The sequence below is a fragment of the Pseudoalteromonas sp. JC28 genome (genome assembly GCF_013319255.1).
In the GTDB taxonomy this organism is placed as follows: Bacteria; Pseudomonadota; Gammaproteobacteria; order Enterobacterales; family Alteromonadaceae; genus Pseudoalteromonas.
This window is the reverse complement of sequence record NZ_QOKX01000001.1, coordinates 476,024-490,964: the sequence shown is the minus strand read 5'-3', so window position 1 is coordinate 490,964 and position 14,941 is coordinate 476,024. Positions and strand designations below refer to the sequence as shown.

The following is a 14,941-nucleotide window of genomic DNA, read 5'->3' as shown; positions in this document are numbered from 1 at the left end:
GCGCCATAGTTGGGAACAAATAAATTAAAGGCCGAACACTACCTTTTCACTTTTTAGCATACGACTGCTTAGGTAGGTGAAAATAGCAAACAACCCCAGTGTGACCGCGCTCGACAATAATAGTTGTGGTACCGGTATCGCGTTGCCTTTAATGATTTCAATCATTGCATTTTGCTGCGCTGCGATCGGCATCCACTGCATAATGTCAGTGGCAATATCATAGGTCGTTGCCATACTCATCATTACCGGAATGAACAGCGCCATCGCCACATAAGATTGCGCTTCTTTAAATGATTTAGCTAAGAAAGAGATAAATATCAATAAACTGGCAGACATTAAGGCAATAGGCAGGCCAATTATAATTGCTGAAATAATAAATTTAGGACCAATGACCACTGTAAAGCCCATCATTTCCCATGGCACCATATTATAAGCAAACTTAGATACTATGGTGGTTAACACTAAAGCAATGATAGAAAAACCTGCGATTGCCCCCACTTTAGCTAACACAATATGCATGGTGCTGATCGGATGGCTAAGTAATAGCTGTAATGAGTTACGTTCACGCTCCCCTGCACTACTGTCAATCGCCATACCCATCGCCGCATAAAATAGCGAAATAATAATAGATAATGTTGCAATACCTAATACGAAGCCTCCTTTAGAGGTCGGTGTCGCTTGGTCATGAGTTTGGACATCAATCGCACGTGCAATAGTCGGATCGATACCACGCGCGACTAATCGCAATGAAGCAACTTCGCTGTTGTATAACATGAGGTTACGCTCTAGTCGGTTAATTGATGAACGTAACTTTTGCTCCGATTTATCAGCAATGATAAATACCGTCGCACTCTTACCTTGCATCATATTTTCTTGGTAATCTTCGCTGATCTCCAAGGTAATAGCTTTAACTTCTTCGCCTTCACCATGTTCAATTTCTTTACTCGCTAAAAATTGCACTAAGTTTGGCGCATTTTCTGCGTTATTAATGGTGATTTTGAGTGCTTCAGGCGAAGCCATTTGCTTAAACATGACGGTAAACAATACACACATTAGAATAGGTGCACCGATACAATAGTAAAGGCCAGCCATCACTGAACGTTTGTCGCGGCTTGCGTCTAACACTTCTTTTTTAAATAAAACTGAGATTAATTTCATCATGCTGCAATTCCTTCATCTGTACCTATCAGGGTAATGAAAGCTTCCTCAAGCGACGCTTTACCTGTTTGTTCACATAGGGCCTCTGGAGAACCTTCCGCGACCACTTTGCCTTTCGCCATGACCACCACATGATCACAAAGTGCTGCAACTTCTTGCATCACGTGGCTAGAAAATAAGACACAGTGACCTTGCGCCTTAAGCATCATCAACAAATCCCGTAACACTCTGGTACTCATTACATCTAAACCACGTGTTGGCTCATCAAGTACAATATTCGTTGGTTTATGCACGATTGCCTGTGCCAACGCCGTTTTCATTCTTTGGCCTTGTGAAAAGCCTTTACAGCGTCTATCCGCGATATCCAACATTTGTAGCTTTTCTAATACTTCTTGCGTCGCTGTAGCGGCCGATTTTGCGTCCATGCCACTTAGTTCAGCGTAAAATTGGGTATATTCACGCGGCGTCATGCGCTCGTAGAGCCCACATGGGTCTGGGAACAATCCTAATTGTTGTTTTGCCCTGGTTGGCTCTTTGGCAACATCAATACTATCGATAGACGCCATACCTTGATCAGCTTGAAGCAGGCCAAATACGGTCCGTAAGCAAGTCGTTTTACCAGCTCCGTTGGGTCCCAATAGTCCCGTAATTTGACCATCACGAGCGGTAAATGACAGCCCGTCTAGCGCGTTCACTTCACCAATCTTTTTATGTAAGTTATCTACTTGGATCATGAGTTACTCCTTATCAGCTGTTGCAGGGCCATTGATGTTCATAAAGAATTGTTTGCGTGTGTCTTCTTCAAGACAACTGGTATCAAAGTCTCCCACTGTCTTTTCATCGTAAAACTTAGCAATAAGCTTATTAGCACAGCTTTGCCCTGCGACAATATGCGTTGCCGTTGGTGCAACTAAGTGTGTGGCATTGCTTAGTTTTTCCATCGCAACTTCGGCCCACTGAGCAGGCGTTGCTGGGTCTAATCCGCCAGAAAGTAGTAAGGTTGGAATATCGGACGCAACGGGTTCATAGTAACTACTCGACACCGGACTCACATTCCAAATTGGGCACGTCGCATCCAATCCTGTAATCATCATCTTACCCATATAGTTTTCACTATATTTCGCTTTGTCCGCAGCCGTTAATCGTGGCCAATCTTCCCCACATACAATTGCCTGATGCATCCCCATGGCCAATCCAAGGCCGTCTTCACTTGGTGCCATCATGCCAACTAGAGGAGCAAGGTTGCCTTTAGTCGCTTCACTAATCGCAAGCGGCACCAATGCTCGAGAGGTATGAGAGTAAAGCGCCATCCTAATCGCGCTAAATAGCTTCATTTTGGTCATCGTCATTGCGAGCGGTTTACTGGTTCTGGGGTGAAGCACAGAAACCTCTATCGGCGTTTGCCCAACTTGCTCCAGCAAGCTTTGCCATTGCTGCTTTAGATTAGGATAATTATTTGCACACTTTTTATCGGCTTCACATTGTGCAAATAGGGCGTTCAATGACTCTTCTATCGCACCACCAATCGCCATTAAACTTTGGTTATTGGGTGCAAGACCATCTAACACGGCCGATGCAACACTATCAGGGAACTGTCTCATATACTCAAGTGCGATGCGTGTTCCATATGAGCCACCGTATAAGTGTAACTTGCTATAACCGAGTGCGGTTCTTACCGCGTCAAAATCTTTTGCTGCCGCAACAGTTGTGTAATCGGAAAGATCTGTGTCTAGTTTTTCTTTGCACTTTAGGGCGTCTTCTTTGTAAAAATCGAGACCCAGCAAAGTATCATTTAGCGCAAATTGTTGTTCAAGGTTATCCATATCACATTGCAATAGATTGGATTTTCCAGTTCCCCGTTGATCAACAAGTATAATGTCTCTATTTTCTCTCGCGTATTTAAGAATTCTTTCAAAGTTTGCTGCGATTTCGGTGGCTGATTGTCCAGGTCCCCCTGCAAACGCAATAATTGCTTCTTGTGGGTAAAGTTGTTTTATTGCAGGAATAACCATAAAGTGAATATCAATTTTTTGTTCTGTTTTGGTTTCACTTAATGGTTGTGAGATTTTTCCGCATTGTGCTCTATCATCGAGTCCCTTTGCATAGCAAGCGGATAATTCTGCTGTTGATGCTGCTGCTTGTAATGGCAGCACAGCTCCTAAAACGAGAGGAAGCAGCGCTAGCTTTACTAAGCTTTTCTTAAACTTAAATGGCTTTTTCATAGTTATTTCCTTGTTGACTCACGGTCAGTATGCTAACTTTAAGTGAGTGTATCAGTGTATTATTGTATTAATACAGTAGAATTAGAGTAATGCTAGATCTTATTCATGTCAACCCCAACAGCGCAGAGCCGATTTATAAGCAGCTATTTGATCAGGTAGTGCGTTTAATTGTGTCAGGTAAAGCACAAGCCGGAGAAGAGCTACCTTCTGTAAGAAAGCTAGCTGAACATTTCTCGGTAAATCCGATGACTGTCTCTCGAGCAATCGGGCAACTTGTCGATCAAGGTTGGCTTGAACGAAGACGCGGTCAGCCGACACGAGTAGCACAACAGCCAACCACACAACAGACCGATAGTCTGCTCAACAAAAACCTAGATATTTTAATTAATGATGCGAAACAACTTGGGATCACCAAGGTTGAGTTGATATCATTGATAGATAAAAACTGGGGACAAGAATAATGACAAGCCCACTACTACAATTCACCAAAATCCATAAACAATTTTCCGACAAGTCTGTTCTTGAAAACATAAACCTTACTATTGAACCTGGTATGGTTATGGGTCTACTGGGACGAAACGGTGCAGGTAAAACTACGCTACTGCGAATTGCACTTGGACTAATCGAACAAAATAGTGGTGAAGTTAGCTGCCTCAACAGCAGCAATCTAGAGCTGAGTCCTACATGCAAGAGCCAAATTGGCTATGTGCCACAGCAACCCTGTGGTTATCAAGGTTTTAAAGTCAAAGACGCCCTCGCACTGCACCGCAGCTTTTATCAAAATTGGGATAACACGCTAGAACAAGAGTGGCTTTCTCGCTTCGAGTTAGATGAAAACAAGCTAGTAAGTAACCTTTCAGTTGGTCAGCAACAAAGCTTAGCGCTGATAATGGCGATGTCGTATCGACCTAAGTTACTGATCCTTGACGAGCCTGTTTCAAATCTCGACCCCATCGCACGCCGAGAATTTATGTCGGACTTATTTGAGCTAGCGCTTGAGTCCGGCTCTGGTGTACTTTTCTCCTCGCATATTACATCTGACGTTGAGCGCGTCGCGAGTCATATTGCTATAATTAAAGATGGTAAGGTATTGGTTACTGGCGAACTAGATACACTGAAGGAACAGATTAGACTTGTTCCGCATCACCTTACAAACAACCTTCCATCAGCAGAGCTGCTTCACCAATCTGAACGTTTTAGTATTTACCAAGCTCAAGACGGCTCAAATTGGCCAACGGGCCTACAGCAAAGCCATAGCAACCTTGAACAACTTTTTGTGGAGCTACACACATGAGCACGTTAACTCGGCGCAATTGGTGGACAGGGTTTTCCGGCTTTTGGTTACGAGAGTGTGGCTCTGCAAATTTTTTCATTCCGGGGATCTTAGCTTCTATTGCTACACCATTATTAACCTTAATAGAAGAGCAAAACATACAAACATTTAGCTTGGTCTTTGCTATCAGCGCCTTATGGATGGCTTTTTGCTGGCAGTTAGTGAAATTACAAGCACAGGAAAGCGCATTACTATTCCCTGCAATTAAACGGCACGTATACTTACAAGGACTTGTAATACTAGTCGTTGGCTACATGTTCAATGCACTCGCTCTTTTCAACCGCCCCGCGCCAGAAGTTGCCTATGCCATGTTGTTTGCAACGAGTTTTGGTGGTAGTTTCTTTTTATTATGTATTCGAAATAGCTTTTATTTCAAACATAATAGCTACGTTTTCATGCTCGTACTCATGCTCGCTATGTTTTTTGGCGATACTCCACAAGTTTTAGCACTACTCGCCATTCCCTTCATATTAGTGGCAGTTTATCTGCTGATTACACGAAATAATAACTGTCAATGGCATCATTTGGCATATCAAACCTACATAAATAATGTACAGACTGGCTGGCTCCCGAGTAATACCTTTACCCCTGATTTCCTCACTCAACGGTTTAGGCAATTTTTTATGCCGATGAGCTATTTTTCAGGCAACCTGTTGATACAAACTTGTCAAATATTTTTTCTCTCAGGGCTTTTAGCCATTGTGGCAGTCGGCTTTTTTGGAGTCACAATTCAATTTATCACTGGCTTTACCGATATGCTTGTTTTGATGGTCGCTATTTTTGTCTGTTGGTCCAAACTACAAACAAAAATGACATGGGACCAGCTCTATCTATTACCTGTCTATTCAAGCCTAAAATCAATTAAACAGGCCTATCACGTTGCAGCAGTTAAGCTTGGCTTTTGCTTATCTTTGTTTCAACTTACAGTACTGCTGGTTTGCAGCTTCCTTACCACATTTGAGACTGTGGTTTTCTACCTTATGATATTTATCGGCTCGGTTGCAGGATTTATTCTTTGCGTTGCACTAGGGAGCATCATAACGAGCGCCCTTACGTTGTCACTTTCGTGCATGTTCGTAATCATTTTACATAGTGCGTTTAAATCTTACCTGTTAAATCACGAACACTCAGTTGCCACTCTATATCTGTTATTGGGCTATGTTGTGGTAGCCACTTCATTGCTCCTTTACAGTAATAGAAAGTTTGACTAAGACGTGCTCGGATCCAAGATGTTGCTCATATAGGCGTAGCACGAACCAAAGACTGTGCTAATAAGAATAAAAGAGTGATAGTGAGCATAAGTCGATTATCACTCTTTTTATCCGCTATATTTAATGGGAGTGGGTTCGACTATTAATAAAGTCGGTAACCGAAAACAACACCCCAGAGATCACGAAAGTAATATGTATGCCTACTTTCCAAGCAAGCTGCTCACTGGTTAAGTCTTGAGAATGGATAAAGACTTTGAGTAGTTCTACCGCAGATATTGCTACGATGGCACTGATCAATTTGATTTTAAGGCCCGAGAAGCCAACCTTTCCCATCCAAGTCGGCTTATCTTCTTGGGGCTCAACATTGAGCTTAAAAACGAAATTCTCGTAGCCACTAAAAATAATAATGATCAACAACCCGGCCAGTAAAGCCGTATCAACCAATGTTAAGATACCAATGAGTAACTCTTGGTTTGTCGCCGTAAGCGCACTGATGGTCATCACATAAAGCTGTTTAAAGAACTTAAGTAACAACAACACAATCGCGAGTAGTAGGCCAACAAAGAAAGGCGCTAACAGCCATCTTCCTTTAAATAAGGTTCTTTCTAAGAGATATTCATAACGATTAAATTGCTCATTCGCAGACTTAGTTTCTTGCTCCATGTTTTTGATTTTCACCATGTTTAGTTAGTTTTACTTAACCTTTAAATGTAGCATCAACGCTTGTATTTCTCACCATTTATTAATGTAAATTTGAATCAATTTTCTGCTCTTAAGGAGAAAATTAATTCGTTTTCCTTATTTTAAATTTTGCTTTAAAACATGCTTGTTCTTTCAACTAACAGGTAACACGAATGAAAACCTTAGTTTCATCATTAATCATCGCTCTATCTCTTTTTGCTTGTGTACAAGTGCAAGCGGATGAAGAGCTACCAGTCGCGCCTGCAGATTTGGTTCAAGAGTTAACTCAAATGTGCCTTGATTGGGCAAAAGATGATGATGTACAAGCATCTGAGATGAAAAAATATGTTTTGAATTGCGTTAACGACGAGCTAGAGGCAACTGGCTATCAAAAAGTCAAAGACGTAAACATTAAATAACACCATTTGTTTTAAGTAAATGAGTTATTTCACCCTTCAAATTGCTTGGAGAATTAGTGTAATTGGTATAATACCAGTTCGCTTAATTAAGTGATGGCATTCATGATGAAAAGGCCGCTCAATACGTTGAACGGCCTTTTGTTTTTAATAACATTTTGGACAAAATATCCATAGCATCCGAAGACGCTTATCGATGTTTGGCTAGCTGTTAAGCTTTCTTTTTCTTGGTAGTTTTCTCTTCTTCTACCCATTTACCATTACTATACGTCGCTTTCCAACCCGTCGCTTTACCATCCACTTCTGTCATCACATATTGTGTCTTGGTTTTTCTAGAGTAACGAACAATCGCAGGATTACCATCCGAGTCTTGCTCAGGCGCATCAGCCAGATAATAGAATTTAGGTGAAATTCTATCTCTAAAGCGTTTTAGCTCAGATACCTTAGGAGCACGTGTTTCACGTGACTTCGGGAATGTGTGCGCCGCTAAGAAAATACCTGAAGCGCCATCTCGAAGCACAAAATGCGCGTCCGATTTTTCGCATTCTAGTTCCGGTAGCGGAACTGGATCTTCTTTCGGTGGCGCAGCTTCACCGTTTTTCAATAGTTTACGTGTATTTTTACAATCTTCATTCGTACAACCAAAATACTTACCAAAACGGCCGGATTTAAGCTGCATATCCGAGCCACACTTGTCACACTCAATCAGTGGTCCATCGTAGCCCTTGATCTTAAATGCACCTGTCTCAATGACATAGCCCTTACATGCAGGATTATTACCGCATACATGGAGTTTTTTCGTTTCATCAATAAGATATGAATCCATTGCTGTTTCGCAAATTGGGCAACGTTTCATATGACGAAGTGATTCAGCTTCCGCCTCTTCATCCGCATCCGCGGCAACTGCTTCATCACCTGACACGAGATTAATTGTCGTAGTACAGCGCTCTTTTGGCGGTAAGTTATAGCCTGTACAGCCAAGGAATACCCCAGTAGAAGCAGTACGAATACCCATCTTACGTGAACATGTAGGACAATCTATGTCTGTTTCGACCATCACATTTTGTCGCATGCCGCCTTCACTTTCATCACCAGCTGCAATTTCTAGCTGGTTAGAAAAGTCGGCGTAAAACTTATCAAGTACCTGCGTCCATAAGCGTTCACCTTCTGCGATATCATCAAGGCGACCTTCCATTTTGGCGGTAAAGTCAAAGTCCATTAAATCGTTAAAATTCTCAACGAGTCTGTCAGTAACGATCTCGCCCATTTTTTCAGCGTAAAAACGGCGGTTTTCAACTCGGACATAACCACGGTCCTGAATCGTCGAAATGATAGCAGCATAGGTAGATGGACGACCAATACCACGCTTTTCTAATTCCTTAACTAAGCTTGCTTCGCTGAAACGTGCTGGTGGTTTAGTAAAGTGCTGTTTAGGATCAATCGCAATAAGATCAAGCTTATCGCCAACTGAAACACTTGGAAGCGCCTGCTCTTCTTCATTCTTCTTACGGACTGCCGGTTGTACACGTGTCCAACCATCAAAACGTAGCACACGCCCTTTCGCTTTTAATGTGTAATCTTCCGCGGCGACGGTCAGCGTCGTTAGGTCGTACTCTGCTGGCATCATTTGACACGCCACAAACTGACGCCAAATAAGCTCATAGAGCTTCTTAGCATCTGCCTCTACGCCGTCTAAATGACCGGATAAGATTGTCACATCAGAAGGACGAATTGCCTCGTGCGCTTCTTGTGCGTTGCCTTTTGCGGAATAACGCAGCGGTGCTTCTGGTAAATACTTACTACCAAATTCACTATCGATATAGCCACGACACATTTCTAACGCGTCATTTGATAAATTCGTCGAGTCTGTACGCATATAGGTGATGTAACCCGCCTCGTATAGACGCTGCGCTAACATCATGGTTTTCTTTACGCCATAGCCTAAACGAGTACTTGCCGCTTGCTGCATTGTCGAGGTAATAAATGGTGCACTTGGCTTACTCTTACTTGGCTTTTCTTCAACCTTGACTACTTCGTAAGCACTGTTTTCAAGCACTTGTACGGCTGTATCAGCTTGCGCTTTATTTACTGGCTTAAATGCTTCGCCTTTAAACTTAGTAACCGCTAGGCGAATATCATCTTTTGTTGCTTTAACATCAGCGTGAATATCCCAAAACTCTTCTGGAATAAACGCTTTAATCTCACGCTCTCGTTCAACAAGTAATCTCACAGCAACAGATTGTACACGACCTGCCGATAACCCTCTTGCTACTTTTTGCCAAAGCAGCGGGGACACCATAAAGCCAACAACACGGTCAAGGAATCGTCTTGCCTGCTGCGCATATACCATGTCGGTGTTAAGGTCGCCAGGTGCCTCAAACGCTTGAGTTATCGCGTTTTTGGTGATCTCGTTAAAGACCACACGCTTATACTTGCTCTCATCGCCACCGATAATCTGCTCAAGGTGCCAAGCAATGGCCTCCCCTTCTCTATCCAAATCGGTTGCGAGATAGATATGGTCAGCATCTTCAGCAAGCTTTTGTAGTTCTTGAACTACTTTTTCTTTACCCGGCAAAATTTCGTAATGCGGTTCCCAACCCTTCTCAGGATCAATCCCCATCCTCGCAACTAAATTTGCATAATCTTTTTGCTTTTTATATTGCGCTTTTTCTTCAGGTGACATTTTACGTACTTCAGCTGGCGACTTAGTTGCCAAGCCTTTCGTTTTACCTGCCCCTGAGGTAGGAAGATCTCGAACATGACCTACACTGGATTTAACAATGTAATCCTTGCCGAGGTATTTATTGATTGTTTTTGCCTTCGCGGGAGACTCTACAATTACTAGCGATTTGCCCATAGCTGCCTATTTTTGACCGATTCTGTCTGATGTTTTGCCCTTACTTGGGCGTTAAATTACTTATAGGTATATCTACAAACACCTATTGTTACAAGCTAAAAATACTAACTTTTCCCTGATCACCGAATTATTATCCAATTTATGTACAATATTCAGCCAATTTAGGGACGCATTCATATATATAAGGTTAAGGCACGGGAATATAAAGGAATAGAAACAAAAATGCCAACCCGAAAGTTGGCATTTATCATTTTATCCAGCGTCAATGACGGTTAATGGTACACTTTGAACCAAACCATCATCGTCATCACCTAATCCTTTAAAAGTAAACTTAATCGTCAACTCACCCAAAGTTTTATTATTAGGCTCGGTTTCACGAGTCAGAAATGCAGAATAGACCAATGGTTTATCGGTTCCTGTATTTCCTAATACTTCGGTTTGAGTTCCAGATGCAAGTTCACCATTGGTGGTTGCTATTTCTACTTCTGTTTTCGCAGGTAAGGGATTACCGTTAATATCCGTGACGAAGATAGAAACTCTAACGTTACTTATTTGATCGTCAATTGTATCGTCATCTATCTCAGGAGCAGATAAATTGATTGTTTGAACATCACAATATTGAGCGTCATCGGATTCTTCAAGGTCTAAGATAACTACAGTATTTCCATTGTCAACGCGAGTAACGTCTTGGCATTGATCAAGTTGATTTGCTGCCAGTCCCATACTTTGTGCATCCGATTTTCTAACTGCGAATCGTACATAAGCAGTGTCGTCAGACATAATTAGTTCAAAATTTCTAAAGACGTTAACCAACTCACGGTTACACTGATTTTGCGCTAAAGCAGCCTCAGAGCAAAGTAAGCCGTTATATTTACCATCTCCTGGAACACCATCACCATTAGCGTCATAATCAAAGATGCCATTGTTATTTGCGTCTATCCACCAATCATCATGGCCACCATTTTTCGTATTCACCGGTGTGCAAGGACCGGTAGTTGGTGACGCGTCACAATCTTCTTTGTCAAACCGTCCGTTTTCATTGGTATCCAAAATAGCTTCTGTGAGATCAAACTCCTGGCGATATTCACCAACATCAAACAAACCATTTCTACGCTGAACACCATCACTGGACTCTTCGTCTCTATAGCTTTCTTGACCTTTAACAAATGCAAGTACGCCTACCCTGCCACCCATTACGACTCGCTCATCAGCATAGGGATCAGTTCCTGTGCTAGGCGCATTTTTTTGACGCTTTAATCCATTGATACAAGGTGCTGGTCTATTAAAATAAGGATCACAATTCCAGTTTTCAGGAATGTTCGCAACCGTACCTTTTTTTCTTGGCGCAATATCATTGATCCTATTGCCCCATTTAGGGTCAGAAAATGGACGCTCACCTTGGCTACGCCACACCACCGAACAGGTTGCCTTATTTGTTCTGCAATCATAGGTATCAGGTGATTCTAAACTACCGATAGCTCCAGCTTCTGCGATGACGGTTGCCGCTACACCATCGGCATTGAAGTGATTGAATTGATCACCAAAGAACAACGTGATATTTGTTGTGACTCCGCTGTAACTGTATGAATTTGAATTAAATATATCTGGAGCCGCGTCAAAGGTATCTTGATCAGTAACGCCAGAACTCAAAATAAGCTGTGATGAGACGCTAAAAATTTGCTCACTTAATGGGATTGTGTGCATAACTCCCGTAGGACAGCGAGCGTCGTCGTTTGATGCATCTGCATCATTACATGCTTTGGCGATATCCGTCCAACAAGTAATCGCATCACCCTCAGGTAAATTCACGTAAGATTCTTCTGGGATATAACATGCACTAACAACAAGCGGGCCAGGTACAATGCCAGACTTAACCGTTGTTCTTACAATACCATTTGCATTGGTGTTTCCCGTAATTTGCGTAATTGAGGCAAGGCCTTGCTCATCAGACAATCTAAAGTCGACTCGTGCTCGTGGAATTGCAAGGTTGTCTTCATCTACCAGTTTAAAGCTCACAACAGATTGGGTTGGTAAACCGCCTTCGCCAGGGGGTAAAGCAATAAACTGATTAAACCCATCTTCCTCAGGTAAAAATTGTACCGCTTGTGCAAGTGCACTATCCACTTCAATAATCGTTTCTTGATTTATTGGAGAGCTGCCGTTTTGGATAGTAACAGAAATCCTATCTTCACCTTGACAACCTTTAGCACGGTATGTCGAGCGGGCAATACCATTGGAGGTATTTACCGTTTCATCTAATTCCGCCAACGCGGGAGTTGCCGAGGCACATGCCGAGCTAAATGCAACAGCAACTGCACTGTTGATTAATACCCCATTCTGATCTCTTAGTGTCACGGTGATAACCGTACTGCCACCAGCTGAAAGTTTTTGCTGTACACCACTGCTATCAACTAAACCATTATCAACCGTGACATTTAGCTGAGCAACACCAACACTAAAGTTGATTGACTTAGTTACATCCACATAATTAGGCGAATTTACTGTGACAGTACCTGCACCACCTTGGTTTCCAGGTTTAAGATTCAAAATTGCGATACCAAAAGTATCCGTCAATGCTGTGTCTGGAGAGATTGTCCCTAGCGTTGTTTCTGCACCAATAAGCACATTTGCAATGCCATCACCAGTCTGGCTGGATGTCATTTTAATGAAGATCTCAGCTGTCTCGTTTGACGACACTCGATTAACACGACTACATCCAGCAGCTATAGGATCTATCATAGCCTGATCGCGGTTATCATCCCAGCCCGCTGGGCACTTACTTAACAACATAACCTCAAGTTTCGCTGACGCGGTTACATTACCGTCATCACCACCACCTTGAGAGGTAAAATCAAACGTTTGTGAGACTGTATTGCTGCCATTTGTATAAGTAGCGGTAAGACGACCCGCACCAACAACGTTGGTCGCTTGTAACGTAATTGTTGCTTCACCCGCGTCATTAGTTAAAACTGAACCAGAACTCGGCTCCATGGTTGCAAAATCATCGCTTTCAAAAACCACTCGACTGTTTGCTAACGCACTACCATTTTTCGTCAACGTAGCGGTTACTTTCAAAGGAGTATCGGATGACACGCTATTAGCGCCACCTTCTCCAGCGAGCGTAATCGCATAGGTACCATCGCTACCATCACCATTATCTGTATCTTTTTGAATACTGCCGCCGCCACCGCACGCGGTCAGTAAGAATGCTAGCATCAGTATGCTAAAATAGCGCATCAAGGGCATTCACCTATCTCCCTAGCTAAGTTAATTTTATTATTGTTCAATAGTAACCCAATTTTATCGATAAAATCACAATTTTTTATTAGATTAGGTAGATTTTCTGTCGTGAAATGCTGTTCATCTGCGCCAAGCCTGTTAAGCTTTAGCAGTTTTAAGATACATAGTGTTAGGGCAATGTCAGAAAATAAAAAAATGGGCCTAACGGCGCGCATTATGATAGGCATGGTGTTGGGGGTTGTACTAGGCCTCACCCTTCAAGCCATCCTAGGTAAGAATAAAGAAATACTTATTCCTTTAGGTCTCTTTGACCTCCCCATTAAGGGTTTCTTCGTTGACGGTTTATTCCACATCGGTGGGCAGATCTTCATTGCAAGCTTAAAAATGCTTGTTGTTCCTTTAGTGTTTATTTCCCTTGTATGTGGCACATGTAGCCTTAGTGACCCAAAAAAATTGGGCCGCTTGGGTGGTAAGTCCATTGGTTTGTATCTCATTACAACAGCAATCGCAATCACGGTAGCGATTACGCTCGCACTACTTATTGCACCGGGTGGTGGCGTTGAAATTCCAAACAGCGCGTCATTTGACGCAAAGCAAGCGCCGACACTTGTGCAAGTCATAATCAACATGTTCCCGACCAATCCAATTGACGCGATGGCCAACGGTAACATGCTTCAAATCATCGTCTTTGCGCTACTATTTGGCATCGCTATGGCGCTCAGCGGCGATGCTGGTGCTCGCCTAGCAACTGTATTTGAAGACCTAAATACAGTGGTGCTTAAGCTAGTCACTTTATTGATGAATGTCGCTCCATATGGCGTATTTTGTTTAATGGCTAAGTTGTTTACAACGATCGACATGGGGTTAATCGCCGAGCTCGGCAAATACTTTATGGTAGTGTTGGCAGCTCTGCTAATTCATGCATTCATTAACTATTCAATTTTATTCAAGCTGTTAACAGGCTTGAGCCCTATTATCTTCCTGAAGAAGATGAAAGACGCATGCATGTTTGCCTTTAGTACGTCAAGCTCAAGTGCAACTATGCCCGTAACACTGGAGACCGCGACTAAGAAACTAGGTGCGCATAACTCAGTTGCCTCTTTTACGATCCCTCTGGGTGCAACCATTAATATGGATGGCACGGCTATCATGCAAGGTGTTGCAACGGTCTTCATCGCTCAGGTATTTGGCGTAGACCTCACCATCAATGACTATCTCATGGTTATCTTGACTGCGACTCTTGCCTCAGTTGGTACGGCAGGCGTGCCTGGTGTTGGCTTGATCATGCTTGCAATGGTGCTTAACCAAGTTGGATTGCCTGTTGAAGGTATCGCGCTTATCATTGGTGTAGACAGACTATTAGATATGACAAGAACAGCAGTTAACGTAACAGGTGACTGTATGGTAACTTGTGCTGTGGCCAAATCTGAAAACGAATTTGATATCGATGTTTTCAACGACCCTGATGCAGCAAAAGAACTAGAAGAAACCACTTCTAAAGCAAAAGCGTAAATATCAATAACGCAGCTAACTATAAATAGCTGCGTTATTCTCCTCAACTAGTCAACTCAATACTCCTCTCTGCGATATATCAGCTATCCATACCCTTTTCTTCATTGTCACTTTTCCTAGGTACAGAATAAGATTAAGCAGAAGGTTCTCCATGCCTATGCATGTGAGTGCTTTAGTTATAGCAGGATTTGGACGTGAAGTTATCGGTAATCCTCTCTCATCTCAAAGATAGAACACTTATCTAGACATTTGCTCAGGCTAAGTCCTGTGCAACAAATACACTGTTGTGGATAATACCAATTAGTCTTAAT

General features: G+C 42.5%; 11 protein-coding genes. 5 read left to right on the top strand and 6 right to left on the bottom strand.

Annotated features, from left to right (window positions below):
* Nucleotides 1-24: 24 nt before the first annotated feature.
* The 3 genes from DS891_RS02120 to DS891_RS02110 are packed head-to-tail and all read right to left on the bottom strand — an operon-like array spanning nucleotide 25 to nucleotide 3,380.
* Nucleotides 25-1,161, bottom strand: a complete 1,137-nt coding sequence (locus tag DS891_RS02120) for an ABC transporter permease (RefSeq protein ID WP_010605018.1) — start codon at nucleotides 1,159-1,161, stop codon at nucleotides 25-27.
* On the bottom strand, nucleotides 1,158-1,892 hold the full coding sequence (locus DS891_RS02115) for an ATP-binding cassette domain-containing protein (protein WP_095729531.1): 735 nt from the start codon (nucleotides 1,890-1,892) through the stop codon (nucleotides 1,158-1,160). Before DS891_RS02115 ends, DS891_RS02120 begins: the two co-directional genes overlap by 4 nt.
* 3 nt (nucleotides 1,893-1,895) lie before the next feature.
* The gene (locus tag DS891_RS02110; protein ID WP_174168726.1) at nucleotides 1,896-3,380 is read right to left on the bottom strand and encodes an alpha/beta fold hydrolase; all 1,485 of its coding nucleotides are present in this window, start codon (nucleotides 3,378-3,380) and stop codon (nucleotides 1,896-1,898) included.
* Nucleotides 3,381-3,469: 89 nt separating this feature from the next.
* Here DS891_RS02110 and DS891_RS02105 point away from each other — a divergent pair, with 89 nt between their 5' ends.
* The 3 genes from DS891_RS02105 to DS891_RS02095 are packed head-to-tail and all read left to right on the top strand — an operon-like array spanning nucleotide 3,470 to nucleotide 5,924.
* Complete coding sequence (locus DS891_RS02105; RefSeq protein ID WP_010605021.1) at nucleotides 3,470-3,841, top strand: GntR family transcriptional regulator; 372 nt, start codon at nucleotides 3,470-3,472, stop codon at nucleotides 3,839-3,841.
* Nucleotides 3,841-4,674: an ABC transporter ATP-binding protein gene (locus DS891_RS02100; protein ID WP_010605022.1), complete on the top strand. Its 834-nt coding sequence runs from the start codon at nucleotides 3,841-3,843 to the stop codon at nucleotides 4,672-4,674. The genes DS891_RS02105 and DS891_RS02100 overlap by 1 nt, the downstream gene beginning before the upstream one ends.
* The gene (locus tag DS891_RS02095; RefSeq protein WP_174168725.1) at nucleotides 4,671-5,924 is read left to right on the top strand and encodes a hypothetical protein; all 1,254 of its coding nucleotides are present in this window, start codon (nucleotides 4,671-4,673) and stop codon (nucleotides 5,922-5,924) included. Before DS891_RS02100 ends, DS891_RS02095 begins: the two co-directional genes overlap by 4 nt.
* A gap of 120 nt (nucleotides 5,925-6,044) precedes the next feature.
* Here the strand turns inward: DS891_RS02095 and DS891_RS02090 are convergent, their stop codons facing one another.
* The gene (locus DS891_RS02090) at nucleotides 6,045-6,605 is read right to left on the bottom strand and encodes a TIGR00645 family protein (RefSeq protein WP_174168724.1); all 561 of its coding nucleotides are present in this window, start codon (nucleotides 6,603-6,605) and stop codon (nucleotides 6,045-6,047) included.
* Nucleotides 6,606-6,778: 173 nt separating this feature from the next.
* Here DS891_RS02090 and DS891_RS02085 point away from each other — a divergent pair, with 173 nt between their 5' ends.
* Nucleotides 6,779-7,024, top strand: coding sequence for a hypothetical protein (locus tag DS891_RS02085; RefSeq protein WP_010605025.1), 246 nt, complete (start codon nucleotides 6,779-6,781; stop codon nucleotides 7,022-7,024).
* 208 nt (nucleotides 7,025-7,232) lie between these two features.
* Here DS891_RS02085 and topA read toward each other — a convergent pair whose 3' ends face one another.
* The gene (gene topA, locus DS891_RS02080; RefSeq protein WP_010373951.1) at nucleotides 7,233-9,878 is read right to left on the bottom strand and encodes a type I DNA topoisomerase; all 2,646 of its coding nucleotides are present in this window, start codon (nucleotides 9,876-9,878) and stop codon (nucleotides 7,233-7,235) included.
* Nucleotides 9,879-10,130: 252 nt separating this feature from the next.
* Nucleotides 10,131-13,124: a hypothetical protein gene (locus DS891_RS02075; protein WP_174168723.1), complete on the bottom strand. Its 2,994-nt coding sequence runs from the start codon at nucleotides 13,122-13,124 to the stop codon at nucleotides 10,131-10,133.
* A 171-nt stretch (nucleotides 13,125-13,295) separates the two neighbouring features.
* Between DS891_RS02075 and DS891_RS02070 the strand changes: the two genes are divergently transcribed.
* Entirely contained in the window at nucleotides 13,296-14,630 is a 1,335-nt protein-coding gene (locus DS891_RS02070; protein WP_174168722.1) for a dicarboxylate/amino acid:cation symporter, read from the top strand.
* Nucleotides 14,631-14,941: the final 311 nt, after the last annotated feature.